Raw genomic sequence first — 26,903 nt, 5'->3', positions numbered from 1 at the left:
AGTTATTCTTCGTTATTTTTTAAATATTTCAGTAAATTGTTTGCAATCTGCTGAGCCATTAAAGGAGGAACAGCATTACCAACTTGTCTAAATTGCTGTGTTTTACTTCCGTAAAAGATAAAATCATCTGGAAAAGATTGTAGACGAGCAGATTCCCTCACTGTTGGCACACGATTATACTTATAGTGGAAATGATGTCTATGCCCCGTATCAATCGTAGGAGCTGGCTTCCAACTAGCAAATCGTGTCCAAGCGACATTAAATTTTCTTGTTTCTCGTAATTCCTCTGGGAGATTTTTATAATTTCCACCGTCAGGGACAAGGGCAATTGTACTTATCACTTTTTCTGAATGCTTGGCTGCAACGTGGTTCAAAACCACGTTTGAACGTTTTCGCATTAGTTTTTGATAGTCATTTTGTGGTTCTGAAACATAAGACATTTCTATCTCGCCAAGTTCATTTTCTAATGTTGGTAAATCAGAAATTGCCATCTCTGTTGTAATGATTGTTCCCAATGCTTCAGGATATTCAAATTCATCATTCCTCGTCCCCACAAAAATAACACGTTTTCTATTTTGAGGAACTCCATAGTCAGAGGCCAGCAACACTTTAAACTGAACCTTATAACCCATTTTCGAAAATTCTTCTATGATAGTATCTTTTATTTGCCCTTTAAACAAACTAACAATCCCAATCACATTTTCAATGACAAAAGCAGTTGGCTGTATTTCTCGAACCAATCGAATATAAGACAAATAAAGTTTGTTCCTTGGATCATCAAATTTTCTAGGTCCAGAAAGCGACATCCCCTGACAAGGGGGACCACCTACAATTATGTCAATTTTTTGTTCTCCAATTATTGGTTTTATATCTTCCTCATAAGATATATTCGCAATATCTCCACATAATATTTCTGAATTCTGATGATTTTTTTGAAAGGTTTCTAAGGCTTTTTCGTCATTATCAATTCCTAATAGAACATTAAATCCAGCCATCTCGAATCCATAAGATAGACCACCTGCTCCTGAAAATAAATCTACAATGTTATATTTTTTCAACTGATAAACTCCACACTATTTTCTCATATATAATTATACCATACTGCGTACTTAAAAATAATTCTAATAGAGTACATTATATATATATATTCAACGTAAACTGAATGAACATTGTTTTTATTTATTCACTACTCAATCAATTCTATGATTTAGACTCCGAATATTATCATCACTAATTAAGTTAAACAGAAACAGACAGAATTATTAAATCCTGTCTCCCTTTATTGTTGTTCTTCCCAGTCGTGATAGGCAGCGTAGAGTTGACTTTTATTCCACTGGTAAAACTTAGCTACTTCCTTAATGGCTTGATTTTTCTTCATACCTTGCTGGATACGAGCTTGGATTTCTAAGAACAAGTCTTCCTCGTCTTTTTCTTCCACATCCTGACTGGCACCTTCAACAATGAGAAGGCATTCGCCCTTGAGTGGCGTTTCAGAGATGCTTTCCAGCAATTCAGAAATTGTACCTCTTTGGTATTCTTCGTAAATCTTTGTCAATTCTCTAACCAAGACGACTGAGCGATCACCGTAGACTTCTAGCATATTTTCTAACGTATCCGCCACACGATAAGGAGATTCATAGAAAATTTGTGTTTCAGGATAGTCTTTTTTGGCTTCAAAAAATTGCTTTTGCTGGCCTGATTTTCTCGGTAAAAAGCCGTAAAAGATATGTGGCTGTGGAGCTAAACCACTGGCAATCAAGGCAGAAATTCCTGCAGAGGCACCTGGAACAGTCACAACCGCAATTTCTTCCTCAATGGCTGCCTTAACTAAATCATGACCAGGGTCTGAGATGCTAGGCAGACCCGCATCAGAAACCTGAGCAATACTTTGCCCTGCTTTCAGGAAACCAATCAAATCAGGAATTTTTTCCTTAGCATTATGCTCATGAAAACTGATCTGCTTTGTCTGAATGTCGAAATGCTTGAGCAAAAGACCTGTATTGCGCGTATCCTCAGCTGCAATCCAGTCCACTTCTTTCAAGGTCTGAATAGCTCGAAATGTCATATCATCTAGATTGCCAATCGGCGTTGCTACTAGGTACAGCTTCCCGTAGGAAGACTGCCCCTTAAAACTTTTTTGAATCTGCATGCCTACTCCCTGTACAACAACTCGTCACAGAACATACATTCCTCATCCTGCTCCCGACGTTGTCCATAAAAATCATTACATACGTGAAAACCATCCCGGTAAATGCGACGGACACTTTCGCGAACATGCTTGGCCTTGACAGGAGCATCTGCTTCCACCTCACCCAAGCGTTCGCGCAACTTACTATTTTCCAAGCGAAGAGCTGTATTTTCCTCTACCAGGCTCTTGAGATTTTTCTTGATGGCTTCCACATCGGCCAAGGTAACTAGTAACTGTTGGGAAAAATCATCTAGCGCGTCAAATAATTCTTTTTTGTCCATAAAACAGCCCTTTCCTTTCTTTATCATTCATTTTTGAGTTTATATTTCTTTCAAGACCAGATATTCCATGGCATTTTGAAAGCTGACATTGGCTTGCCACATTTTTCTAGCTTCTAGCAAATCTTGTAGAATCACTCTTACTCTTGCTTGCAGGAGGTCCTGCCCACAGAGGACTTCAAAAATCCGTAAAACCTGATCTTGTTTTTCCTTGTCATCTGCTAAGTTGGCTAATTTAGCAACCTGCAGATAACTTTCTTTTTTCTTAGCTACTAACCAAGTCAGCAGGCGTTCACTTTCATCGACCAAGGTCCAAAAACTTGCCTGATGTGCCAACTTTTCTGCCTCAGCTCGCGATTGACTAAACTGAGCTAGGAGAGTCGCTTTTTTCTTAACCAGTCCCATTTGTTCTAAGAGCAAGATGAGCTTCTCTTCTTGTTTTTTAAAGTGAAAAATTTGCGTCCGACTTCGGATTGTAGGTAACATCTTCTCCTCATCACTGGTCAAGAAGAAAATGTAAACTTCACTCTGGGGTTCTTCGATGACCTTGAGCAGAGAATTAGCTGCGTTAGGATGCATTTTTTCCGCCTGATCGATAATAAAGACCTGTTGCTGACTTTCAATCCCTGCTTGGGAAAACTGCCCCACCAATTCCCGAATGCGTTCTGTCTTAATGACCTGATTAACTGGCTTAATCAAGGTGACATCTGGAAACTCTTCCTGTTCAATCAGCTTGCAATTTCGGCATTTCTCACATGGCAACACACCTACCTTATCCGTACAAAAGAGGCTCTTAGCCAAAAATTGAGCCATTTCCAAGCTTCCAAAGAAACCTGAAAAAAGGTAGGCGTGATTGAGCTGGTCTTGCTCCAAGATACGGACAAAGCGGTCAAACTGGGCTGGTTGCCAAGCCTTTAGTTGATCTTGTTTCATCTTGTCAAGCCCATTCTGTCAAACAAGACAGCCTTGGTAGTTTCCACAACTTGCTCCAAAGGAAAACTAGCATCAATCTTGACAATACGATTTCCTTCTTTTTCCAGGAGAGAAAGATAACCTTGACGAACTTTTTTATGCAAATCCAAACCTTCTAAGTCCAAACGATTGACCTCGCGGTCACTATTAGCAGCAATGCGAGCCAGTCCTTCTTCCACCTCGATGTCAAAATAGAGTGTCAAATCGGGTTTAAGGCCGTCTGTCGCAAAGTGATTGAGCCAGTCAATGGCGTCAATATCCAAGCCACGACCAAATCCCTGATAGGCAAGAGAACTATCGATGAAGCGGTCCATAATGACCAACTTGCCAGCTTCAAGTGCTGGAAGAACTTTTTCCACCAAGTGCTGTCTGCGACTGGCGATATAGAGAAGAAGTTCTGTCTTCGCATCCATCTGAGTATGACTTGGATCCAAAATTACTTCCCGAATCTTCTCCCCAATCAAGACTCCGCCTGGTTCACGGGTCGTCAGCACCTCTACCCCTTTTTCCTCTAAAATTGGTAGCAGAGCCTCTAAAACACTGGTCTTTCCTGCTCCTTCTGGTCCCTCAAGAGAGACTAAAAATCCTTTTGACATGTCTAACTCATTTCTTTTTTACTACTTCTATTCTATCAAAAAAATAGAGGTTTGTGACAATCTTTTTTGTCTTCTCATTTAATACTCAATGAAAATCAAAGAGCAAACTAAGAAGCTTGCCGCAGGTTGCTCAAAACACTGTTTTGAGGTTGCAGATGGAAGCTGACGCAGTTTGAAGAGATTTTCGAAGAGTATCAACCACCATAAAAGAGGCAGACAAATCCACCTCTTATTTACCTAGTTCTTGTGTTCGTTTGTAGGCTTGACCAACTGCATCCATGACCGTTCCTCGAAAAGCATGCGCTTCTAGGCTTGCTACACCAGCGATAGTCGAACCGCCTGGGCTACAAACTTGGTCTTTCAAGACCCCAGGATGCTCTTGGCTTTCTAGGACCAATTTCCCAGCTCCTACCACGGTTTGAGCTGCCATTTTCAGTGCTATTTCTCGTGGCAATCCAGTCTGAACACCTGCATCTGCCAAGGCCTCTATAAAAAGATAGACAAAGGCAGGCCCACAGCCTGCAAGACCTGTCGCCGCGTCGATTAAGCCTTCCCCAAGTTCAACCAAGAGGCCAGCCTTGGTTAAAAGCTGACAAAATAGCTCACTGTCCTCAGCCCTGCAATTAGAAGACAAGGCATAACTAATCACTCCTTGTCCGATAGAAGCAGGGGTATTGGGCATCATACGAATAATTCTGTGCTGACTTGGAAGAAGACTAGCGAGTTTTTCCAAGGTCAATCCAGCTGCCATCGAAATCAAAAGAAGACTCTCTCGTTTTTCAAGAATGGTCTGGTATTGAGAAAGCAGTTCAGAAAATTGAGCAGGCTTCACTCCTAGAAAAATCACATCTGCTTCTGCGAATATTTCTTCATTACTAGAAGCCTGACCACCAAAGTCTGCAATGAAAGCATCCACCTTAGCTTGACTACGATTGGCAAGGAGAATCTCATCTGACGGTCTAGCCTGCAAGACAGACTTGGCCAAGCTAGCACCCATATTCCCCAAGCCGATAAATCCAATCTTCATCTCTTACTCCCTTATCTGTCCGTCACCATTAACCACATACTTGTAGCTAGTCAACTCTTTCAAGCCCATGGGTCCACGCGCGTGCAGTTTCTGAGTAGAAATCCCCATTTCACAACCAAGACCAAATTGTCCCCCATCTGTGAAACGAGTTGAGGCATTAACATAAACCGCTGCTGAGTCCACTTGATCTGTAAAGTAAGCTGCAGCTTCAGCCTTTTCCGTCACAATTGCGTCCGAATGATGGGTACTGTGGGCTTCAATATGCTCAACCGCTTCTTCTAAACTGCTCACAACCTTAACAGCTAGGACATAGTCTAAAAACTCAGTGTCAAAGTCTTGAGCCTCAGCTGCTTGACCTGAAACAAACTGACTTGCTTTTTCATCCAAGCGGAATTGAATTGGTTCCAACCCAGCTTCTTTTCGATTCTCAACCAGCACTTGCTCCAAGAGAGGAAGGAAGCTTGCTGCCTTGTCTTCATGAACTAGCAATACCTCCATGGCATTACATACAGAAGGACGACTGGTTTTGGCATTGTTGATGATAGACAGAGCCTTGTCTTCATCTGCATCCTTATCCACATAAACATGGACAATCCCAGTCCCAGTCTCGATAACAGGTACAATAGCATTCTCAACCACTGCATTGATCAAACCAGCTCCTCCACGAGGAATGAGAAGATCTAGATAGCCCTTTGCCTTCATCATAGCATAACTGCTTTCTCGGCTGGTATCTTCCACCAGTTGAATCACATCTGGGTGAATAGTAGTCGTTTCCAAGCCCTTCTTCAAGGCTGTGACAATGGCATGGGCTGTCTGATAGGCATCCTTCCCACTACGAAGAACAACCGCATTTCCACTTTTAAGAGCTAAAGCAGCCGCATCAGACGTCACATTTGGACGGCTTTCATAGATAATACCGATAACACCTATAGCCACACGTTTTTTGGTGATAACCAAACCATTTTCAAGATGACTTGTTTCTAAAACTTCACCGATTGGATCTGGTAAAGCAACCACTTCACGAATCCCAGTTGCCATTGCTTCTATACGCCCTGCATCCAAATAAAGACGATCCAGCATCACATCTGAGATTTTACCCTTGGCCTCTTCCATATCGAGGGCATTGGCCGCTAAAATCTCCTCAGTAGCTACTAATAAGTGATTAGCCATGGCTAACAAGGCTTGGTTTTTCACCTCTTCACTAGCTGTGTTGATCGATTTTTTAACAGCCTGTACCTGTTCAAATTGTTCTTGTGTACTTACCATAGTTTACCTCTAAAATTCTGTAAAGAGTAGTTGGATTTCAGGAGTAATGGAAATCCAGTCATCACGGTGAATCAAGACACCCTTGGCTTTTTGAGAACGCAACATATCCTTCAAAGCAGATGCCCCAAATTGCACGCGTCCTTTTCCAAGTGATTTTCCACTTTCCTTGTCAAATACTGTCACGATATCACCGTAAGAAAATGCTCCTTCTGCGTCAACAATACCAGATAAAAGAAGACTCTTTCCATGTTGGGAGAGGGCTTCTGCAGCCCCTTTATCAACCCAAATAGAACCTTGACTCTGAGCATAAAAGGCCAGCCATTGTTTCTGGGTACGAAGTCCCTTCTCTTGAGCAACAAAGTAGGAACCATCCTTGGTCTCCTCAGCTGCCTCAATCATGGCATCTGACTTCAAGGATGAGCAGATATAAACAGGAACTCCTGATTCCGTCGCGATAGTTGCAGCTTTGATTTTGGTTAACATGCCACCTGTACCATTAGACGAACCTGCTCCACCGGCCATATCAATAATCTCACGATTGATGGTCTCGATTCGCTCCAAGCGTTTGGCTCTTGGGTCTGAATTAGGATTTCCAGTATAAAGACCGTCCACATCTGTCAAGAGGACCAAAAGGTCTGCTTGGACCATAGCTGCTACCTGAGCACTTAGAGTGTCATTGTCCCCGACCTTGAGCTCATCAATGACGACACTGTCATTCTCATTGATGATAGGAATCGCTCCACGGCTAAGTAGAACTGACAAAGCCTGATGGGCATTTTTATAACGACGCTTATCCACAAAATCATCCTGGGTCAGCAAGATTTGTGCAGAAACGATTTGGCGCAAGAGAAGATTGGTCGTGTATTCTTCCAACAAAAGCCCCTGCCCTACCGCTGCTGAAGCCTGTTTATCAGCAATCTTAGTCGGACGCTTTTTAAATCCTAAGGCCCCAAAACCTGCAGCAATGGCACCTGACGACACCAAAATCAACTCATGACCAGCCTCGTGCAACATCGCCAACTGCTGGGTAATAGCCTTTACCTTACTACGTGATAAACTTCCATCCTCATTCGTCAGAGAAGAAGTCCCCACCTTAAAGACAATCCGTTTGTATTTCATAGTCTCACTCCGATTCTTCATATTTATCCATTATAACATGAATGGCAGGAAATAGAAAAGAGTTGATAGGAAAAAGAAGGCCCTAAAACCTTCTTTTTTACTACTGTGCTGATTCCGATTTGTTTGCAGTCGTCTCAGAGCTTTGTGAAGTTGAGGAAGTCAAATCTTGACTAGTTGAAGAACTTGTAATACTTTCGTGTTGACTCGTTTCTTTATTTTCAAGATCCTTTTTCACTACTTCTTTAGATTCTTTTATTTCTGAATTACTTGTAGTTTTAATTGTAGCAGATTTCTCTACTGGAACATCCACTAACCAGGCACCACTTGAATCAACAGTATAGCCTTCTGGTGTCTTACCGTTCACAAGTAATTGACCATTTTCTTTCAAGAAGTACCATTTATCCCTGTCTTTGATCCAACCCACAGCTCGTGAACCGTCTGTCTTGTAGAAATACCAATCATTTGCCTTTTTAAGCCAGCCTTGCTTCATAGCTCCTGAATCTTCCAGATAGTAATGTTGGCCTGCAACTTCTATTTCACCTGTCTTCATAATACCAGTAGAATCCATATAGTACCAGGTTTCTTTATCTTTTACCCAGCCCGTTTTCATTTCTCCTGATTGGGCAAAATAGTACCATTGTCCATCAATCTTACGCCATCCTGTTATCATATCCCCATCATTTGATAAATAATAGGTCTGACCGCCAGTATTAAACCAACCAGTCTCCATCTGATTTTCTTTGTTGAAATAATACCAGCTTCCATTGATTTTCTTCCAATTTTTAGCAGATGCACCAGAGTCTGTCAAATAGAACCAACGATTGTTCCATTTTTTCCATTGATTCTGTAACAAGATACCCGTTTGGTTGAAGTAATACCATTCACCCTTGATTTCATTCCAACCAACTGCATATTCTCCTGTAGAGTCAGGCGCTTGATACCACCAATTGCCATAAGCACTCTTATGCCAACCAGCTTGAAAATTTGGAATATGCTTGTAGGAAGTTGAAATATTGACAAAACCATCTTGTCGAATATCAAAAACTGTTGCATCATAGTCTTTGCTGGCTGCGTTGATTCTCTCAATTCCTCGTTCTTTGAGCCAATTGACATACTCACTATCGACACCATTTTTCCAAGGTAGACTATCCGAAGTTTGAACAATCAAACTCGGACTCAAATTTTTAATAAAGTCCTTGGTGTTTGATTTATTGGTATCATAGTGATGATTAAACTTCATTAAATCAACTTTTCCAATTAGAGGACCATACTTGTCTTCCGCTCCATGAACATTATCTAAGTCGCCCCCAAGGTAAATTTTCTTGCCATTGACTTTCACTACACTAATCAAGGAATTGGAATTGTCATCCCAAATTTTCTTTAATTCACCCGACGAATCTGTTTCATTTTCATAATTATATAGCTGAATATCCATGTCTCCAAACTGAAAATGAGCCTCCCCTTGTGTGATATTTTGAATAACTGAAACACCTTTTTCTGCAGCAGTCTGTAAAACCTTATCATAGCCATACAGATTATCCCATAGACGTTCAGAATTAGTAATACGATTATCACTATATTTCTTAAGATAGACTCGGTCAACTGGATAGGTAGACAGTAATTCATCAACATTTCCAATATGGTCACTGTGAGTATGGGTTACCAAAATAAAATCAAGTTTTTGGACACCCAATTCCTTCAAATGACGAAAGACACGGTCTGTTAGAACATGCTTATAAGACGTTTCAATTCCTTCTCTCCATGGATAACGAGAATCACTTCCATCTGGGAAATCATAATCTTCTCCTGTATCCACCATAGCAAAATGTCCATTGCTTTCAAGAATAATCGCATCACTGCCACCTTCTTGAACATTGATAAAGTGGATTTTATTTCCTGAACTTTCTTGAGCTTGAACATTTCCATACCATGACAAGCCTAAAAAAGCGCCTGCAAGTGCTAAACTAATCAATTTCTTTTTCATTATTGCTCTATTAGAATTCCTTTTTGATTAAAATAATATCTTTTTCCATCAATTTCGTTCCAACCGATAGAATAATTTCCTGTAGAATCTGGTGCTTGGTACCACCAATCGCCATTAGATTTCTGATGCCATCCCGAAACAAACGATGGTATTTTTTTATATTGTCTACTTATATCAACTATGCCATTTTGTCTAATATCAAAAACAGTTGCATCATATTCTGTACTAGCTGCATTTATTCGCTTTATCCCTAAACTATCTAACCATGCTATATATTCAGGGTTGTCTACAATAGGACTATCATAAAAACCTGGAACAGCATCACTTGTCTGCACTATGATTTCTGGAGATAGATTTAATATAAAGTTTTTTGTATTTGATTTTTCGGTATCCTTATGATGATTAAACTTCATCAAATCAACTTTTCCAATAAGAGGACCATACTTGTCTTCTGCTCCATGGACATTATCTAAGTCGCCCCCAAGGTAAATTTTCTTGCCATTGACTTTGACTACACTAATCAAGGAATTGGAATTATCGTCCCAAACAGGTTTAAGATTTCCATTCTCATCATATTCATTTTCATAATTATAGAGCTGAATATCCATGTCTCCAAACTGAAAATGAGATTCATCTGCCGATATATCTTGAATTAATTTCACCCCATTACGATTTGCAGCTTTAATCGCATTATCATATCCGTAGAGATTATCCCACAAACGATTTTTATCAGTTATACGACTATCATCATATCTTTTCATATAAATACGATCAACAGGGTATTTATCTAATATTTCATCCATATTTCCAATATGGTCACTGTGGGTATGGGTCACCAAAATAAAATCAAGTTTTCGGACACCCAATTCCTTCAAATGACGGAATACTCTATCTGTCATTACATGCTTATAAGAAGTACCGATTCCTGGTCTCAAAGGATATTTAGGATTACTACCATCAGGAAAATCATAATCTTCTCCTACATCAATCATGGCAAAATGACCATTACTTTCCAAAATAATAGCATCACTTCCTGCAGTCAGTACATTAACAAAATGTATTTTATTACTGGAAAAGCCAAAATATTTTTCTAGCGTTAACCCATTATATATATATATATATATATATTATAATTAAGATTGCAGTTACCATAATTATACTGGACTTCTTTTTACACTTCATTCTTACTTCCTCAATCTCTCTAAGGTTTCCTTAAATATCTCTGGGATATCTGCTGTAAATTCCAAGGTCTCACCTGTTCTCGGATGAGTAAATCCTAGCGTCTTGGCATGGAGAAATTGGCCATGTCCTTTTAAAGTCTTACGAGGACCATATACCTCATCTCCTGCAACAGGATGACCAATATAAGCCATGTGAACACGGATTTGATGGGTGCGGCCTGTCTCCAGCTGCAACTCTACTAAGCTATAATCACCAAAGCGTTCCAAGACGTGGAAACGGGTCACTGCAGGCTTCCCTTTAGCAGTTACAGCCTGTTTCTTACGGTCTTTTTCACTACGGCCAATCGGTGCTTCAATGACACCGCGATCATTGGGCAGATTTCCATGAACAATCGCCCAATATTTACGAAGAGACTTTTTATCCTTGAGATCTTGGGCAAGTGCTAGATGCGCCTCATCATTTTTAGCAATCATAAGAAGACCTGACGTATCCTTATCAATACGGTGAACAATTCCCGGACGCAGAACCCCATTGATACCCGACAAGTCCTTAATATGATACATAAGGGCATTTACTAAGGTCCCACTGGTATGACCAGCACTCGGGTGCACAACCATCCCCTGAGGTTTGTTAACGACGGCCACGTCCTCATCTTGGTAGATGATTTCTAGCGGAATATTCTCAGCTACATACTCTAAAACCTCTGGCTCTGGCACATGATAAGTGACGACATCGCCCTCTTGGACCGTGTACTTAGCTTTCTTGACTTGGCCATTGACCAAGACCTGGCCTGATTTGATTTGTTCATTCGCGAGACTACGTGATAATTCTGTCAAATCCGACAAAGCCTTATCCAAACGCAGGCTACCAGTTTCAATTTTAATTTCCATTTATTTCCTCTTTTAGCATTGCAATCAATAAAATAATCACTCCAACAGTCAGATAGCTATCCGCCACATTGAAAATTGCAAAATTGATAAAGTCCAAGTGAAACATATCCACAACAAAGCCCTGACTGATCCTGTCAATAAAGTTCCCAAGACCACCTGCGATAATCAAAGTCAAACCCAAGACCATCCAGAGTGAATCCTCCATGTGTTTATGTAGATACCAAATGGCACCTACCACGACAAGCAGAGTAATGATAGCGAATAACAACTGCTGATTTTGTAAGATAGAAAAGGCTGCCCCTCGATTTTGCAGGTAGGTCAAGCTAACAAAATTGGGAATCCAAGAGCGCACTTCCCCCAGTGGAATCTGCTGGACGATATAGGATTTAACCAACTGATCAAGCCCAATCAAAAGCAGTACAATGACTGCCACTATTCCTCTTTTTTTCATGATTTCCTCTTCTGATCAAAATATTCTTGCATGACTTCTACGAAGAGAGTCCCAGCTTGACTAAGCTCCACTTCTTCACGTTTAACATAGACCATGCGATTATCTAGGTTATCCTTGAGACGAATGACTGTAATCCCATTAACACTGTCACTATCCAAAAATCCAGAACCTGTCGCATAAGCGTCCGTCCGCTCCAAAATACCATTCAAGGTAGCACGGTCTGTCACATTGAACATCTGTGAGCTAGCGCTGGTATCGACAAAGTTCTCTGAATAATAAAGGTACTCATCTTTCTCTTGAGTGAAACGAACCGTTGGTAGATCCGCTAAATCTTCCATGACCAGTTCCTCTTTCTGGGCTAAAGGATGTCCCTCGCGGAGATAAATGTGAGTATGGAAGGGAATCAATTCAATGACCTCCAGACCTAGCTTTTCAACCCGTTGCATAATCCCCTTTTTATTTTGATTGTTGAGGTAGATAATCCCAATCTCACTGTGCCCCTGAGCTACTTCATCAAGTATTTGAACTGTAGTTGATTCAAAAATACGGAAGTTCTTATAGTCAGGATAGCGCTCTGAAAAGGCCGTAATAGTTGGTGGCAAGAAGTCATAGTGTTGACTAGCAATGGAAAATTCATCTTTTTCTTCCTCAGGATTGGCATACTGATTTTGAAAAATATCAAATCCCTTGACCAATTCTTGCGCTTTTTCATAAAATTCCATACCACGACGAGTCAAGAAAGTTCCTGAGCTGGTCCGACGAAAAATCTTAAAACCCAACTCTTTTTCCAAATCACGAACAGAAATGGACAGACTCGGCTGACTAACATACATCTTTTCAGCAGCTTCACGGAAAGTACCACTATTGGCAATGGCAACAACATAGCGTAATTGTTGAATGTTCATCTTCTACCCCCAACTTCTTTATCTTTTCATTATACCATATTTTTGAAGTTTTCCATCGAAGAAAAATAATGTCACTCATAAAATTCATCTACCGTAACTTCTCAAAGTAACTTCCATCTCTCTCCCAAAACTGGAAGTTAGTCTCAGACGATGAATTATGCTAGAATTAAGTCTGAGACTTTTCGTGAGGAGGTACCTCATGACGAAAAAACAAAAACATCTCACTCTAGAAGACCGTATTGACATCCAAACTGGAATCAGCCAACAGGAGACTTTCCGTTCCATCGCTGAGAAGATGGGGAAAGACCCGTCAACGATTTCAAAGGAAATCAAGCGCAATCGCATCATGCATCCAACATCCGTCAAATCTGATTGCACGGATTGCCCTCTTCTCAAAAAAGCTCCTTATGTCTGTAACAACTGTCCAAAAAAGAGGACGGATTGTGGGTTTAACCGCTATCTTTACTACGCGAAAAAGGCACAGGAGCATTACGAGACTATGTTGAGGGAATCCAGACAGGGCATTCCCCTAAACAAGGAAAGTTTTTATCAGATGGACAAGATCTTAACCCTAGGCATCCAGAAGAAACAAAGCATCTACCATATCATTCAGACACATAACCTACCTGTGTCGAAAGCTACGGTGTATCGGCATGCCAAGCTGGGCTATCTGACAGCCAAGCCCATTGATTTCCCTCGGATGGTCACGTTCAAGGAACGCAGAAAATCCAGAAAAGTAGCTATTCCCAAAGAGCTGAAAATTGGGCGGACCTATCAAGATTTCCAAGAGTTACGAGAAACTGATGATTTCTTCAAATGGTTGGAAATGGACACGGTCATCGGCAGACCTGGTGGAAAGCTACTGCTCACCTTCAACGTTTCCTTCTGTAATTTCCTCTTCGCCTTGCTTTTGGACAACAAGACTGCTCTGGAAGTCGCCACTAAATTCGCAGCTTTGAAAGAAAGAGTCATGGACGGAGGGTATGCGTTCCATCAGCTGTTCCCTGTCATTCTCACAGACAACGGATCTGAGTTCGCCTATGTGGAGGAGCTTGAGCGAGACATTGATGGGAAGTCTCACCTCTACTTCTGCGACCCTAGCCGTCCTGACCAGAAGGGGCGGATTGAGAAGAACCATACGGTTTTGCGAGCCATTCTTCCCAAGGGCACTTCCTTTGACCAACTGACTCAGAAAGACGTCAATCTAGTCATTTCCCATGTCAATTCCTTGAAACGAGAAGAGTTTCAAGGAAAATCTGCTTACGACGTCTTCACCTTCACCTTTGGCGAGGACATCGCTGCTCTTCTGGGTTGCCAATTTGTCAAACCAGAAGACACACACTTATCACCTGATTTATTGAAATAAAGGGAATTTTCCCCTCTAACTACACATCTTATCACCATCGAAAAGTCTCACACTAAACGCTAGCAACTGGAATTTACTCTAAGACGACTCTGTTTTAGGGCTATTTGTCGTGCACTTTTTTCTGAGTCTTTTCGCTTTTGAACCCTTATATATCAAGAAAAAGAAAACCAGTGGAAGTTAGTCTAAGACGGATTTCCACTGATTTCACGCATTTTTCTCATACTAAAAGCTAGGTTGTGGGAAACTGGAAGTTAGTTTTAGAAGTTACCAAAATTCATCTACACTAAGAACGAAAAAATCATGGGTATCAAAACAAAAAAAGAGGCTCTCCGAAAACTCGGAAAGCCTTATTTAATGCTACTGCTAGCTTCCTCGCCTTTATATTTCAAGGCTCGGGATAAAAAGGTTCACTGGACCTTTTTATTTAGCGATTGGGTAAACAGAAACTTGTTTTTTATCGCGTCCTTTACGTTCAAAGCGTACTACGCCTTCAACTTTAGCGAACAAAGTATCGTCTCCACCACGTCCAACGTTTACACCTGGGTAGATATGTGTACCACGTTGACGGTAAAGGATTGATCCACCTGTTACGGTTTGTCCGTCAGCTGCTTTAGCTCCAAGACGTTTCGCTTGTGAATCACGTCCGTTTGATGTAGAACCTCCACCTTTTTTGTGGGCGAAAAGTTGCAAGTTGTTAAGAGTCATTTTTAACATAATGTTTTCCTCCGTGTTAGTTTTCTGTGATAACTCTGGTTTGGACGAACTCAGAAGAGTTCTCCGATAAGTTTGCCATACCTAAGAAAAATGATTCAAAAAATAACTGGGTCATTTCTCTCTGGTGTGAAGGAAGATCTTTTGGAATTTCAACCATCAGATAACCACCTTCATCTTCGTTTAATTCTAGGATTGGTTCATAGCCTGCAAATTTCTCAATAGAATTGATAAAGTTAATGGCAAGCGTAGAAACCGATGCACACACGACATCTAAGCCGTATTCGCCACTCTCGGCGTGTCCAGTAATTTCCGCACTCCTCAGCTCGCCATCTTCGGCTCTCTCAAAGACTGCCTGTATCATGTGTTCTCCTTAAAATTAAGCGTTGATTGCGTTGATGACAACTTTAGTATATGGTTGACGGTGACCTTGTTTACGGTGGCTACCTTTTTTAGGTTTGTACTTGTAAGTAACAACTTTCTTTTGTTTTCCTTGTTTTTCAACAGTTCCAACTACAGTAGCTCCAGCAACAAGTGGAGTTCCGACAACAGTGTTTTCACCACCAACAAGAACAACTTCGTTAAAAGTAACTTCTTGACCAGCTTCAACGTTCAATTTTTCAACGTAAACTGCTTGACCAACTTCAACTTTAACTTGTTTTCCGCCAGTTTTGATAATTGCGTATGTGCTCATTATGCACCTCCTATGATTTTTATGGGTTTCCCCGATTTTTTTGTGAAGACTCGCCTAGCATCGTGGGACGAACCACTTAAACTTGAATAATCAAGCAACGATGTTCGTGCGGTTGCACAGGATCGTGCATAGTCAACTCTTCAAGTATAGCATATCTCCTATTTTCTTACAAGTAATAACACCTAAAATGAAGCTTTTTCTTTTACTCCGTAACTTCTCAAAGTAACTTCCATCTCTCTCCCAAAACTGGAAGTTAGTCTCAGACGATGAATTATGCTAGAATTAAGTCTGAGACTTTTCGTGAGGAGGTACCTCATGACGAAAAAACAAAAACATCTCACTCTAGAAGACCGTATTGACATCCAAACTGGAATCAGCCAACAGGAGACTTTCCGTTCCATCGCTGAGAAGATGGGGAAAGACCCGTCAACGATTTCAAAGGAAATCAAGCGCAATCGCATCATGCATCCAACATCCGTCAAATCTGATTGCACGGATTGCCCTCTTCTCAAAAAAGCTCCTTATGTCTGTAACAACTGTCCAAAAAAGAGGACGGATTGTGGGTTTAACCGCTATCTTTACTACGCGAAAAAGGCACAGGAGCAGTACGAGACTATGTTGAGGGAATCCAGACAGGGCATTCCCCTAAACAAGGAAAGTTTTTATCAGATGGACAAGATCTTAACCCAAGGCATCCAGAAGAAACAAAGCATCTACCATATCATTCAGACACATAACCTACCTGTGTCGAAAGCTACGGTGTATCGGCATGCCAAGCTGGGCTATCTGACAGCCAAGCCCATTGATTTCCCTCGGATGGTCACGTTCAAGGAACGCAGAAAATCCAGAAAAGTAGCTATTCCCAAAGAGCTGAAAATTGGGCGGACCTATCAAGATTTCCAAGAGTTACGAGAAACTGATGATTTCTTCAAATGGTTGGAAATGGACACGGTCATCGGCAGACCTGGTGGAAAGCTACTGCTCACCTTCAACGTTTCCTTCTGTAATTTCCTCTTCGCCTTGCTTTTGGACAACAAGACTGCTCTGGAAGTCGCCACTAAATTCGCAGCTTTGAAAGAAAGAGTCATGGACGGAGGGTATGCGTTCCATCAGCTGTTCCCTGTCATTCTCACAGACAACGGATCTGAGTTCGCCTATGTGGAGGAGCTTGAGCGAGACATTGATGGGAAGTCTCACCTCTACTTCTGCGACCCTAGCCGTCCTGACCAGAAGGGGCGGATTGAGAAGAACCATACGGTTTTGCGAGCCATTCTTCCCAAGGGCACTTCCTTTGACCAACTGACTCAGAAAGACGTCAATCTAGTCATTTCCCATGTCAATTCCTTGAAACGAGAAGAGTTTCAAGGAAAATCTGCTTACGACGTCTTCACCTTCACCTTTGGCGAGGACATCGCTGCTCTTCTGGGTTGCCAATTTGTCAAACCAGAAGACACACACTTATCACCTGATTTATTGAAATAAAGGGAATTTTCCCCTCTAACTACACATCTTATCACCATCGAAAAGTCTCACACTAAACGCTAGCAACTGGAATTTACTCTAAGACGACTCTGTTTTAGGGCTATTTGTCGTGCACTTTTTTCTGAGTCTTTTCGCTTTTGAACCCTTATATATCAAGAAAAAGAAAACCAGTGGAAGTTAGTCTAAGACGGATTTCCACTGATTTCACGCATTTTTCTCATACTAAAAGCTAGGTTGTGGGAAACTGGAAGTTAGTTTTAGAAGTTACCTTTTCTTTTACTCGTAACTTCTCAAAGTAACTTCCATCTCTCTCCCAAAACTGGAAGTTAGTTTTAGAAGTTCCCCTCTGTTGGATAGTCCCGTCTATCTATGTTATAATGAAAGAAGGATTTGAAATCGGAAAAGGAGTAACTATGCTTAAATTAGGTGTCATCGGAACAGGGGCTATCAGCCACCACTTCATAGAAGCAGCCCATGCTAGTGGAAAATACCAGCTGGTCGCAGTCTATTCTAGAAAACTAGAAACTGCGGCAACCTTTGCTTCTCGCTATCAGAGTATTCAACTCTTTGATCAAGTAGAGGACTTCTTCAAGAACTCCTTTGATGTGGTCTATATTGCCAGTCCAAACTCCTTGCATTTTGCTCAGGCAAGGGCTGCCTTGTCTGCTGGTAAACATGTTATTCTTGAAAAGCCAGCTGTCACTCAGCCACAAGAATGGGTAGATTTGAGACATACAGCTGAGAAAAATCACTGTTTTATCTTCGAAGCAGCTCGCAATTACCATGAAAAAGCTTTCACTATCATCAAAAACTTTCTAGCAGACAAACAAATTTTGGGAGCAGATTTCAACTATGCCAAGTATTCTTCCAAAATGCCTAACTTGTTGACTGGGGAGACACCAAATGTCTTCTCAGACCGTTTTGCTGGTGGAGCTCTTATGGATTTGGGGATTTATCCCCTCTACGCTACCGTTCGTCTCTTTGGAAAGTCTCAGGACGCGACTTATCAAGCTCAACAGCTTGACAATAGCATTGACCTAAATGGTGATGGTATCCTCTTCTACCCAGACTTTCAAGTTCATATCAAGGCTGGAAAAAACATCACTTCCAATCTCCCTTGCGAGATTTATACGACAGATGGTACCTTGACCCTCAACACCATCGAACATGTCAGCTCAGCTATTTTTACCGACCATCAAGGCAATCAAATCCAACTCCCTATCCAACAGGCTCCTCATACGATGACTGAGGAAGTCGGTGCATTTGCACACATGATCCAGCAACCAGATCTGAATCTCTACCAAACTTGGCTGGAAGATGCAAGTTCAGTTCATGAGCTACTATATACTATGCGCCAGACTGCTGGCATTAGATTTGAGGCAGAAAAATGAAAACTAAACTACCGACTGAATGGCAAGAACTGAGTGACCAACTCGGTTTCCAAGAATTCACCCCCATTCAAACCCAACTATTTGATCCTCTTCTTGCTGGAGAAAACCTCCTAGGAGTCAGTCCAACAGGAACTGGCAAGACCCTAGCTTATCTCCTACCAAGTCTTCTCAGACTACAAAAGAAAAAAGCCCAACAACTCTTGATTCTAGCACCAAACACGGAACTTGCTGGACAGATTTTTGATGTATGTAAAACGTGGTCAGAAGCTATCGGCTTAACTGCCCAACTCTTCTTATCAGGTTCGAGTCAGAAACGCCAGATTGAACGCCTAAAGAAAGGACCAGAAATTCTGATTGGAACCCCTGGCCGTATCTTTGAACTAATTAAATTGAAAAAAATCAAGATGATGAATGTGGAAACCATCATCCTGGATGAATTTGACCAATTGCTAGATGATTCTCAGATTCACTTTGTCGAGAAAATCACTCACTACGCACCGCGTGACCACCAACTCGTCTATATGAGTGCGACAACCAAGTTTGACCAAGAAAAGATTTCGCCTAATACACGTACCATTGATCTCTCTGACCAAAAATTGGACAACATCCAGCACTTCTACATGCAGGTAGATCAACGTCACCGAATTGATCTGCTACGAAAACTGGCTCATGTTGAGGATTTCCGCGGACTAGTCTTCTTTAACAGCCTGTCAGACCTTGGAAGTGTAGAAGAAAAATTACAGTATCGTGATATCTTGGCTGTTTCCCTCGCTAGTGATGTTAATGTCAAATTTAGAAAAGTCATCTTAGAAAAGTTTAAAGATAGGCAACTAACCCTACTCCTTGCAACTGACCTTTTGGCTCGTGGAATTGATATCGATAGCCTAGAATGCGTCGTAAACTTTGATGTTCCTAGAGATATCGAAACTTACACTCACCGTGCTGGGCGTACTGGCCGTATGGGCAAGGAAGGTTATGTTATCACTCTCGTAACCCATCCAGAAGAACTTAAAAAACTCAAGAAATTTGCGAGTGTACGTGAAATTGTCCTAAAAAATCAAGAACTCTATATCAAATAATCCCCATTGCTCTATGCACATCAGGTGTATAGAGCTTTTTTGTTTACCATTCTTCAATTTTATACTCAATGAAAATCAAAGAGCAAACTAGGAAGCTATCCGCAGGCTGTACTTGAGTACGGCAAGGTGACGCTGACGTGGGTTGAATTTGATTTTCAAAGAGTATTAGTTCAATATCAGAAAAAAGAACCTTGCAAAGCAAGATTCTTTTAGTGTCTGACTTAAATAATTGTTCTTCTGGGAACTAAATCGAATTAAGCTTCGATTTCTGTAACCATACCTGAACCAACAGTACGTCCACCTTCACGGATAGAGAATGTAGTACCTTGTTCTACGGCGATTGGGTGGATCAACTCAACGTCGATTGTCACGTTATCACCAGGCATTACCATTTCAGTACCTGCTGGAAGTTCGATTGAACCTGTAACGTCAGTAGTACGGAAGTAGAATTGTGGACGGTAGTTGTTGAAGAATGGAGTGTGACGTCCACCTTCTTCTTTAGTAAGGATGTAAACTTCACCTTTGAATTTAGTGTGTGGGTTGATTGAACCTGGTTTAGCGATAACTTGTCCACGTTCGATTTCGTCACGTTGAATACCACGAAGAAGGACACCTACGTTATCTCCGGCAAGACCTTCGTCAAGTTGTTTACGGAACATTTCAACACCAGTAACAACTGCTTTTTGAGTTTCTTCTTTGATACCAACGATTTCGATTTCGTCGTTGACTTTAACGATACCACGGTCGATACGTCCTGAAGCAACTGTACCACGTCCAGTGATTGAGAATACGTCTTCGACTGGAAGAAGCAATGGTTTGTCAGTGTCACGTTCTGGTTCTGGGATGTACTCATCAACTGTGTTCATCAATTCCATAACGATGTCTTCGTATTTAGTGTCACCTTCAAGGGCTTTAAGAGCTGAACCTTGGATAACTGGAAGATCGTCACCTGGGAAGTCATATTCTGACAATAGGTCACGGATTTCCATTTCAACCAATTCAAGCAATTCTTCGTCGTCAACCAAGTCAACTTTGTTCATGAAGACGATAAGGTGTTTAACACCAACCTGACGTGAAAGAAGGATGTGCTCACGAGTTTGTGGCATTGGTCCGTCAGTTGAAGCTACTACAAGGATAGCACCGTCCATTTGAGCGGCACCAGTGATCATGTTTTTAACGTAGTCCGCGTGTCCTGGAGCGTCGATGTGAGCGTAGTGACGTTTTTCAGTTTCGTACTCAACGTGCGCAGTGTTGATAGTGATACCGCGTTCGCGTTCTTCTGGAGCAGCATCGATAGACGCATAGTCTTTAGGTTGGTTAACTGATGAAGGCAAGCGACGTGCCAAAACAGTTGTGATAGCTGCAGTTAGGGTAGTTTTACCGTGGTCAACGTGTCCGATAGTACCAATGTTAACGTGTGGTTTACTACGATCGTATTTTTCTTTTGCCATTTGAGTAAAAGCCTCCAATAAAATATATTTTATAGATAGACAGTAGGCAATACAGTCTAACTTTCCTTACTATTTTATCAAATTTCAGCTAAATTGCAAGTGTTTTACAAAGTTTTTGTGAATTATTCTTAATCTACTAATCTAAACGACACTCCCACTCCTATCACTTGGCTAAATAAAAAGAAAAATCAGGAATTCCTGACTTTTACTTAGCTAATTGTCTTTCTCTTTCTTTCATTATTTTATGATTTTCATACAAGCGAGATAAGAACTTAGAAATCTCTTTTAAGATAGAATAGGTTGGTACTGCGACAATCATGCCAATGACCCCATAGATATTGCTTGATAACAAAAGTAACACTAAAATCGTGATTGGATGAACCTTCATAACACTTCCTACGATTCGAGGATATAAGATATTACCATCTACCTGCTGAACAACGAGCATATAAATCACTGCAATCAGCATTCTATGGGGATCAGTGAATATATTTGCGATGATCATAGGAATCAAACCAATACTTGGTCCCACATAAGGAATGAGATTGGCCAATCCTGAAAAGATGGCAAAGACCAAAGCGTATTTCAAACCAATCACGCTATATCCGATAAAGGCCAAACAACCGATAATAATCGCATCAATTGCGACTCCACTAATATATCGAGCAATTGTCGCATTCAAATTCTTTAAGAGACCTGCAATATGCAACTTATCTCTCTTTAAAACAGTGCGCTCAAGCATCGGTAAAAATTTGTGACCATCTAACAAAAAATAAACCAAAAACACAGGGGTCATGATAATAATCAAAACGGTACTAAAGAGAGCAGATAGGACACTTCCGACACTATTGGTAACGCTATTTAGGATATTTTGTAAAATATCTACATAGGATAGGTTTAACTGTTGAATAGTCGCTTGAATATCTAAATTTTGAAAGGCTGGATAAGTCGATAAATCCACAATCAAATCTTGTAAACGACTATAGATAGTCTGGCTAGTCGCAATCAAGCTGGTCAACTGATTAATCAAAATCGGTAAGAAATAGACTACCCCAATAACAAGGCCCCAGACCAAGGCACACAAGGTTAATAGAATACCAATGATACGATTAATTTTGAAATACTTTTGTAAAAAATTCACAATAGGATTGGTCAAATAGTATAAAAAACCACCCAATAAAAATGGAATCATGATGGTGTTCGCTACGCTTACAAAAGGCGTGATAATCGCCCCCATCTCTCTCCATAGATAAAAAATGATTGTTAATAATAAAATCTCACTGGTCCAAAAAAATAATTTATTCTTACGAAACATGAGCTACCTCCATTCATCTATTTTACCATACTTTCAAAAAAGCTTCTTTCTTCTATCATGAAACTGGGAATATTTTTTTCTTTATGTTAGAATAAATTTACTATGAAAAAAATCATTTTAACTCTACTAAGCCTATCCCTTATTGGGTCAGCTTCTACTGTTGCTGCACAAGATTTTAATATTACTGCTAAACATGCGATTGCTGTTGAGGCAAATACGGGCAAAATTCTCTATGAAAAAGAAGCAACTCAACCTGTCGAAATTGCTTCTATAACAAAACTACTTACAGTTTATCTTGTCTATGAAGCCTTGGAAAACGGAAGTATTACACTATCTACCCCAGTAGATATTTCTGACTATCCTTACAAATTAACGACAAATTCTGAAGCGAGTAACGTTCCTATGGAGGCTCGTAATTATACCGTTGAGCAGCTACTGGAAGCAACATTAGTATCCAGTGCTAACAGTGCCGCTATTGCCCTAGCTGAGAAAATTGCTGGCTCAGAAAAAGATTTTGTCGATATGATGCGGGCAAAACTCTTGGAATGGGGAATTCAGGATGCCACTGTTGTTAATACGACGGGTCTTAACAATGAGACTCTAGGGGATAACATTTACCCAGGATCTAAAAAAGATGACGAAAATAAGCTCAGTGCTTATGATGTCGCTATCGTTGCTCGCAACCTCATCAAAAAATACCCACAAGTTTTAGAAATCACGAAAAAACCTTCTTCTACTTTTGCTGGAATGACAATCACTTCTACCAACTACATGTTAGAGGGTATGCCTGCTTATCGCGGTGGTTTTGATGGCCTTAAGACAGGAACAACAGACAAAGCTGGAGAATCTTTTGTTGGTACTACTGTCGAAAAAGGAATGAGGGTTATCACAGTTGTTTTGAATGCAGATCATCAAGACAATAATCCTTACGCTCGCTTCACAGCTACATCTTCACTAATGGATTATATCTCTTCTACATTCACACTTCGCAAAATCGTTCAAAAAGGCGATGCCTACCAAGATAGCAAAGCCCCTGTACAAGATGGAAAAGAAAATATGGTCACTGCCGTTGCTAAAGATGATATCTCTCTAATTGAACGTGTTGGGAGTCAATCTTCTCAATCTGTTCAATTCACACCTGATTCTAAAGCAATCCCAGCACCACTTGAAGCCGGAACAGTGGTTGGTCATTTAACTTATGAAGACAATGATTTGATTGGTCAAGGTTACATCACTACAGAACGTCCTAGTTTTGAAATGGTAGCAGAAAAGAAAGTTGAAAAAGCCTTCTTCTTAAAAGTTTGGTGGAATCAGTTTATCCGCTTCATCAACGAAAAATTATAAAAAAATCGCGATTTTAGACCGCGATTTTTTTGTTACAAGTTCATCTTCAAAGTTCTTGACCTTGGGTAAATCTAAAATCAAGTTTTACCCAACTGATCCTTCCATTTCATAGCTAATCAAACGGTTCAGCTCAACAGCATATTCCATTGGAAGCTCTTTTGTAAATGGTTCTACAAATCCCATGACAATCATCTCAGTTGCTTCAGATTCTGACAATCCACGGCTCATGAGGTAATAGAGTTGCTCTTCTGAAATCTTAGATACCTTAGCTTCGTGTTCTAAAGCGACTTGTGAGTTGTGAATTTCGTTAAACGGAATGGTATCTGATGCTGACAAGTCATCCATGATAATGGTATCACACTCGATGTGAGAAACAGATTTCTTAGAGTTCTTGTTGAAGGTTACCTGTCCACGGTAGTCAACCTTTCCTCCACCTTTAGCGATGGATTTAGACACGATAGACGAGCTTGTATGTGGAGCGTTGTGGATCATCTTAGCTCCAGTATCCTGGTGTTGCCCTGCATTGGCAAAAGCGATAGAGAGCATAGTACCACGCGCCCCTTCTCCATCAAGGTAAACAGATGGGTATTTCATAGTAGTCTTTGCACCCAAGTTACCATCAATCCACTCAACAGTGGCATCCTTTTGAGCCTTAGCACGCTTTGTTACCAAGTTATAGACGTTATCAGACCAGTTTTGAATAGTCGTATAACGCATATAAGCTCCATCCAAAGCAAAGATTTCTACAATGGCAGCATGCAAGCTGTTACTTGAATAAGTTGGTGCTGTACAGCCCTCTACGTAGTGGACACTTGCTCCCTCATCAACGATAATCAAGGTACGTTCAAACTGACCAGTATTTTCGTTGTTGATACGGAAGTAAGTTTGAAGTGGAATATCCACTTTGACCCCTTTTGGTACGTAGATAAAGGTTCCACCTGACCATACTGCTGAGTTAAGGGCAGCCAACTTGTTATCTGTCGGCGGTACCAACTTAGCAAAGTATTGTTTAAACAAGTCTGGGTATTCCTTGAGGGCAGAATCCGTATCTGTAAAGATAATCCCCAATTTCTGGAACTCTTCCTTCATGTTGTGGTAAACCACTTCTGACTCATACTGGGCAGAGGCACCAGCTAGATATGCACGTTCTGCTTCAGGAATCCCGATACGTTCAAAGGTTTCTTTAATTTTTTCAGGAACATCATCCCAAGAACGGGCTGGTTTATCAGATGGTTTTTGGTAGTAGATCAAATCATCAAAGTCAATCTCTGACAAGTCTGCTCCCCAAGTTTGCATAGGCATTTTTTTGAAGGTTTCATAAGACTTCAAACGGAACTCTAACATCCACTCAGGTTCTCCCTTTGCAGCTGATAGTTCACGAATGACATCTTCATTCAATCCTTTTCCTGTCGATAGGACAGGCTCTACATCATCATGGAAACCAAATTTATATTCACCAAGGTCAATTGGTTTTGGTTCTACTCTTTCTTCAGCCATAATATCCTTTCTTTCATTCTTCATTTCTACTGATTCATAAGACAAAAGAAACTTGTCTTAGTTATTTTCTTAATTTTCAATTGTTTTCTTCAGGGCATTCCAGGCTAGGGTTGCACACTTAATTCGTTGAGGGAATTTAGCAACACCTGACAAGAAGGCTGCGTCTCCAAGTTGGTCTTGACGCTCATCTTTTTGCCCTTGAACCATTTCAGAAAAAATAGTCGCAAGCTCTAAAATTTCTTGTTTGGTTTTTCCAAAAACGGCATCTGTCATCATGCTAGCAGAGGCAGTTGAGATGGTACAACCTGAGTTTAGAAAAGCGATATCTTCCAAACGATTCTCTGCATCAAACTTGACAGAGAGATTGATAACATCTCCACAGGTCGGATTGTTGAGACTGATTTGTTCAGCATCATCCAATTTCCCTTGGTGATGTGGATTTTTCGAATGGTCCGCTACCACTGCCATATAAAGGCTATCTAGTTTAGAAAGTGCCATTGAAAAACTCCTTTGTCTTTTGTAAGGCATCGACTAGCTTGTCGCAATCTGCCTTGGTATTGTAGATATAAAAACTTGCACGAGCTGTCGCTGGAACATCCAAATACTGGAGCAAGGGTTGAGCGCAATGGTGACCTGCTCGAACAGCCACTCCTTCATAATCCAAAGCAGTCGCAAGATCGTGCGGATGAAGATCACCTAGGTTAAAGGCAATGACACCTGACCGTTGAGCCAAGTCCTGTGAACCATAAATGGTCAATCCTTCAATCGCCTGCAGTTTTGGATAGACGTATGCGATCAATTCTTGTTCATGGGCTTCAATGGCATCCATACCAATCTTTTCAAGATAATCTACTGCCGCAGCAAGTCCGATTGCACCTGCCATATTGGGAGTTCCTGCCTCGAATTTCCAAGGCAATTCCTTCCAACTAGCAGCTTGCTCATAGACGAAATCAATCATCTCTCCACCAAACTCAACTGGTGACATTTGTTCCAGATACTTTTCTTTGCCATAAAGAACACCGATACCAGTCGGACCAGCCATCTTGTGACCTGAAAAGGCAAAGAAGTCCACATCCAAGTCCTGGACATCAATCTTCATATGAGGCGTAGATTGAGCACCATCCACCACCATTATGGCACCAACTTGGTGGGCCATTTGAGCGATTTCTTTGATTGGATTGACCACACCAAGAACATTTGAGGCGTGAGCTAGGGAGACAAACTTGACTCTATCAGTCAATTTAACTCGCAAATCATCCATATCCAGAGCTCCATCCTTGAGATAGACATAGACAAGCTCAGCTCCAGTCTTGCGGCAGGCTTCCTGCCAAGGAATGATGTTGGAATGGTGTTCCATGACAGAAATCAAAACCTGGTCTCCCTCAGTCAAGACTTCCTCAGCATAACGCGCTACCCAGTTAAGACTGGTTGTCGTTCCTCTAGTAAAGAGAACTTCCTTTGTAGAGCCTGCATTGATAAACTTACGAATGGTTTCACGAGCTGCCTCATAAGAAGCTGTCGCCCTTTCAGCCAATGTATGGACCCCACGGTGAACATTGGCATTGTCTTGCTCATAGTATCGGTTAATCGTCTCCAGAACTGCTAGTGGTTTTTGTGTCGTCGCAGCATTGTCCAAATAGACCAATGGTTCATCGTTGACAATCTGGTCCAAAATTGGAAAATCCTTGCGAATCACTTCTACATCTAACATAGGC

25 protein-coding genes, 1 pseudogene and 1 other annotated feature are annotated in these 26,903 nt (G+C 41.0%); of the genes and pseudogenes, 5 read left to right on the top strand and 21 right to left on the bottom strand.

All coding sequences use genetic code 11. The annotated features are described in order from the left end of the window. Nucleotides 1–2: 2 nt before the first annotated feature. From SMI_RS04755 to SMI_RS04695, 13 genes and pseudogenes are all read right to left on the bottom strand, one after another. Nucleotides 3–1,058, bottom strand: a complete 1,056-nt coding sequence (locus SMI_RS04755) for a DNA cytosine methyltransferase (RefSeq protein ID WP_000760485.1) — start codon at nt 1,056–1,058, stop codon at nt 3–5. Nucleotides 1,059–1,279: 221 nt separating this feature from the next. Continuing rightward, nucleotides 1,280–2,149, bottom strand: a complete 870-nt coding sequence (gene rsmI, locus SMI_RS04750; RefSeq protein ID WP_001166903.1) for a 16S rRNA (cytidine(1402)-2'-O)-methyltransferase — start codon at nt 2,147–2,149, stop codon at nt 1,280–1,282. 2 nt (nt 2,150–2,151) lie between these two features. Further along, nucleotides 2,152–2,469 (bottom strand): DNA replication initiation control protein YabA, encoded by a 318-nt coding sequence (gene yabA, locus SMI_RS04745; RefSeq protein ID WP_000358228.1) that lies wholly within the window; start codon nt 2,467–2,469, stop codon nt 2,152–2,154. A gap of 39 nt (nt 2,470–2,508) precedes the next feature. Next, complete coding sequence (locus SMI_RS04740; RefSeq protein WP_000806711.1) at nt 2,509–3,399, bottom strand: DNA polymerase III subunit delta'; 891 nt, start codon at nt 3,397–3,399, stop codon at nt 2,509–2,511. Beyond that, entirely contained in the window at nt 3,396–4,034 is a 639-nt protein-coding gene (tmk, locus tag SMI_RS04735; RefSeq protein WP_000033358.1) for a dTMP kinase, read from the bottom strand. The genes SMI_RS04740 and tmk overlap by 4 nt, the downstream gene beginning before the upstream one ends. A 229-nt stretch (nt 4,035–4,263) precedes the next feature. Further along, nucleotides 4,264–5,061, bottom strand: a complete 798-nt coding sequence (gene proC, locus SMI_RS04730) for a pyrroline-5-carboxylate reductase (protein WP_000689692.1) — start codon at nt 5,059–5,061, stop codon at nt 4,264–4,266. Between the two features lie 3 nt (nt 5,062–5,064). Beyond that, nucleotides 5,065–6,327: a glutamate-5-semialdehyde dehydrogenase gene (locus SMI_RS04725; protein WP_000255283.1), complete on the bottom strand. Its 1,263-nt coding sequence runs from the start codon at nt 6,325–6,327 to the stop codon at nt 5,065–5,067. A 9-nt stretch (nt 6,328–6,336) separates the two neighbouring features. After that, nucleotides 6,337–7,446: a glutamate 5-kinase gene (gene proB, locus SMI_RS04720; RefSeq protein WP_000875720.1), complete on the bottom strand. Its 1,110-nt coding sequence runs from the start codon at nt 7,444–7,446 to the stop codon at nt 6,337–6,339. A gap of 100 nt (nt 7,447–7,546) precedes the next feature. Then, nucleotides 7,547–9,430: a phosphorylcholine esterase CbpE gene (gene cbpE / locus SMI_RS04715; RefSeq protein ID WP_000727870.1), complete on the bottom strand. Its 1,884-nt coding sequence runs from the start codon at nt 9,428–9,430 to the stop codon at nt 7,547–7,549. A gap of 5 nt (nt 9,431–9,435) precedes the next feature. Next, a pseudogene (locus SMI_RS04710) lies at nt 9,436–10,503 on the bottom strand (MBL fold metallo-hydrolase); the annotation flags it as partial. 111 nt (nt 10,504–10,614) lie between these two features. After that, nucleotides 10,615–11,502: an RluA family pseudouridine synthase gene (locus SMI_RS04705; RefSeq protein WP_000403233.1), complete on the bottom strand. Its 888-nt coding sequence runs from the start codon at nt 11,500–11,502 to the stop codon at nt 10,615–10,617. Beyond that, complete coding sequence (gene lspA / locus SMI_RS04700; protein WP_000745687.1) at nt 11,492–11,953, bottom strand: signal peptidase II; 462 nt, start codon at nt 11,951–11,953, stop codon at nt 11,492–11,494. The genes SMI_RS04705 and lspA overlap by 11 nt, the downstream gene beginning before the upstream one ends. After that, nucleotides 11,950–12,858 (bottom strand): LysR family transcriptional regulator, encoded by a 909-nt coding sequence (locus tag SMI_RS04695; protein WP_001025693.1) that lies wholly within the window; start codon nt 12,856–12,858, stop codon nt 11,950–11,952. Before SMI_RS04695 ends, lspA begins: the two co-directional genes overlap by 4 nt. Nucleotides 12,859–13,057: 199 nt before the next feature. Here SMI_RS04695 and SMI_RS04690 point away from each other — a divergent pair, with 199 nt between their 5' ends. Further along, nucleotides 13,058–14,224 carry an IS30-like element ISSmi1 family transposase gene (locus SMI_RS04690; RefSeq protein WP_000163002.1) on the top strand — a complete coding sequence of 389 codons (1,167 nt, stop codon included), beginning with the start codon at nt 13,058–13,060 and terminating at the stop codon, nt 14,222–14,224. A gap of 420 nt (nt 14,225–14,644) precedes the next feature. Here SMI_RS04690 and rpmA read toward each other — a convergent pair whose 3' ends face one another. The 3 genes from rpmA to rplU are packed head-to-tail and all read right to left on the bottom strand — an operon-like array spanning nt 14,645 to nt 15,629. Beyond that, the gene (gene rpmA / locus SMI_RS04685; protein ID WP_000916509.1) at nt 14,645–14,938 is read right to left on the bottom strand and encodes a 50S ribosomal protein L27; all 294 of its coding nucleotides are present in this window, start codon (nt 14,936–14,938) and stop codon (nt 14,645–14,647) included. Nucleotides 14,939–14,954: 16 nt separating this feature from the next. Further along, nucleotides 14,955–15,299, bottom strand: a complete 345-nt coding sequence (locus SMI_RS04680) for a ribosomal-processing cysteine protease Prp (RefSeq protein ID WP_000613699.1) — start codon at nt 15,297–15,299, stop codon at nt 14,955–14,957. Nucleotides 15,300–15,314: 15 nt separating this feature from the next. Next, a complete protein-coding gene (gene rplU, locus SMI_RS04675; RefSeq protein WP_000109141.1) occupies nt 15,315–15,629 on the bottom strand; it encodes a 50S ribosomal protein L21 in 315 nt (104 codons plus the stop codon). A gap of 36 nt (nt 15,630–15,665) precedes the next feature. Then, nucleotides 15,666–15,753 (bottom strand) — a sequence feature (ribosomal protein L21 leader region). Nucleotides 15,754–15,944: 191 nt separating this feature from the next. On the opposite strand from rplU, the gene SMI_RS04670 reads away from it, so the two are divergent. The 3 genes from SMI_RS04670 (at nt 15,945) to SMI_RS04660 (ending at nt 19,581) form a co-directional block, all read left to right on the top strand. Continuing rightward, complete coding sequence (locus SMI_RS04670) at nt 15,945–17,111, top strand: IS30-like element ISSmi1 family transposase (protein ID WP_000163006.1); 1,167 nt, start codon at nt 15,945–15,947, stop codon at nt 17,109–17,111. A 413-nt stretch (nt 17,112–17,524) separates the two neighbouring features. Next, entirely contained in the window at nt 17,525–18,502 is a 978-nt protein-coding gene (locus SMI_RS04665; protein ID WP_000915878.1) for a Gfo/Idh/MocA family protein, read from the top strand. Next, nucleotides 18,499–19,581: a DEAD/DEAH box helicase gene (locus SMI_RS04660; RefSeq protein ID WP_000850560.1), complete on the top strand. Its 1,083-nt coding sequence runs from the start codon at nt 18,499–18,501 to the stop codon at nt 19,579–19,581. Before SMI_RS04665 ends, SMI_RS04660 begins: the two co-directional genes overlap by 4 nt. A 254-nt stretch (nt 19,582–19,835) precedes the next feature. Here SMI_RS04660 and tuf read toward each other — a convergent pair whose 3' ends face one another. After that, the gene (gene tuf / locus SMI_RS04655) at nt 19,836–21,032 is read right to left on the bottom strand and encodes an elongation factor Tu (protein ID WP_001040725.1); all 1,197 of its coding nucleotides are present in this window, start codon (nt 21,030–21,032) and stop codon (nt 19,836–19,838) included. A 205-nt stretch (nt 21,033–21,237) separates the two neighbouring features. Further along, complete coding sequence (locus SMI_RS04650) at nt 21,238–22,347, bottom strand: AI-2E family transporter (protein WP_000488875.1); 1,110 nt, start codon at nt 22,345–22,347, stop codon at nt 21,238–21,240. A 102-nt stretch (nt 22,348–22,449) separates the two neighbouring features. Between SMI_RS04650 and pbp3 the strand changes: the two genes are divergently transcribed. Beyond that, nucleotides 22,450–23,691, top strand: coding sequence for a D-alanyl-D-alanine carboxypeptidase PBP3 (gene pbp3, locus SMI_RS04645; RefSeq protein ID WP_000720654.1), 1,242 nt, complete (start codon nt 22,450–22,452; stop codon nt 23,689–23,691). An 84-nt stretch (nt 23,692–23,775) separates the two neighbouring features. On the opposite strand, the gene sufB is transcribed toward pbp3, so the two are convergent. From sufB to SMI_RS04630, 3 genes are all read right to left on the bottom strand, one after another. Further along, entirely contained in the window at nt 23,776–25,188 is a 1,413-nt protein-coding gene (gene sufB / locus SMI_RS04640; RefSeq protein ID WP_000797050.1) for a Fe-S cluster assembly protein SufB, read from the bottom strand. Nucleotides 25,189–25,257: 69 nt separating this feature from the next. After that, nucleotides 25,258–25,686 (bottom strand): Fe-S cluster assembly sulfur transfer protein SufU, encoded by a 429-nt coding sequence (gene sufU / locus SMI_RS04635; RefSeq protein ID WP_001218461.1) that lies wholly within the window; start codon nt 25,684–25,686, stop codon nt 25,258–25,260. Beyond that, on the bottom strand, nt 25,673–26,899 hold the full coding sequence (locus SMI_RS04630; RefSeq protein ID WP_000887749.1) for a cysteine desulfurase: 1,227 nt from the start codon (nt 26,897–26,899) through the stop codon (nt 25,673–25,675). Before SMI_RS04630 ends, sufU begins: the two co-directional genes overlap by 14 nt. Between the last annotated feature and the right edge of the window lie 4 nt (nt 26,900–26,903).

Source organism: Streptococcus mitis B6, from assembly GCF_000027165.1.
Classification (GTDB): Bacteria; Bacillota; Bacilli; order Lactobacillales; family Streptococcaceae; genus Streptococcus; species Streptococcus mitis_AR.
The sequence above is the reverse complement of the archived record's forward strand: the minus strand, read 5'-3'. Positions and strand labels throughout refer to the sequence as shown.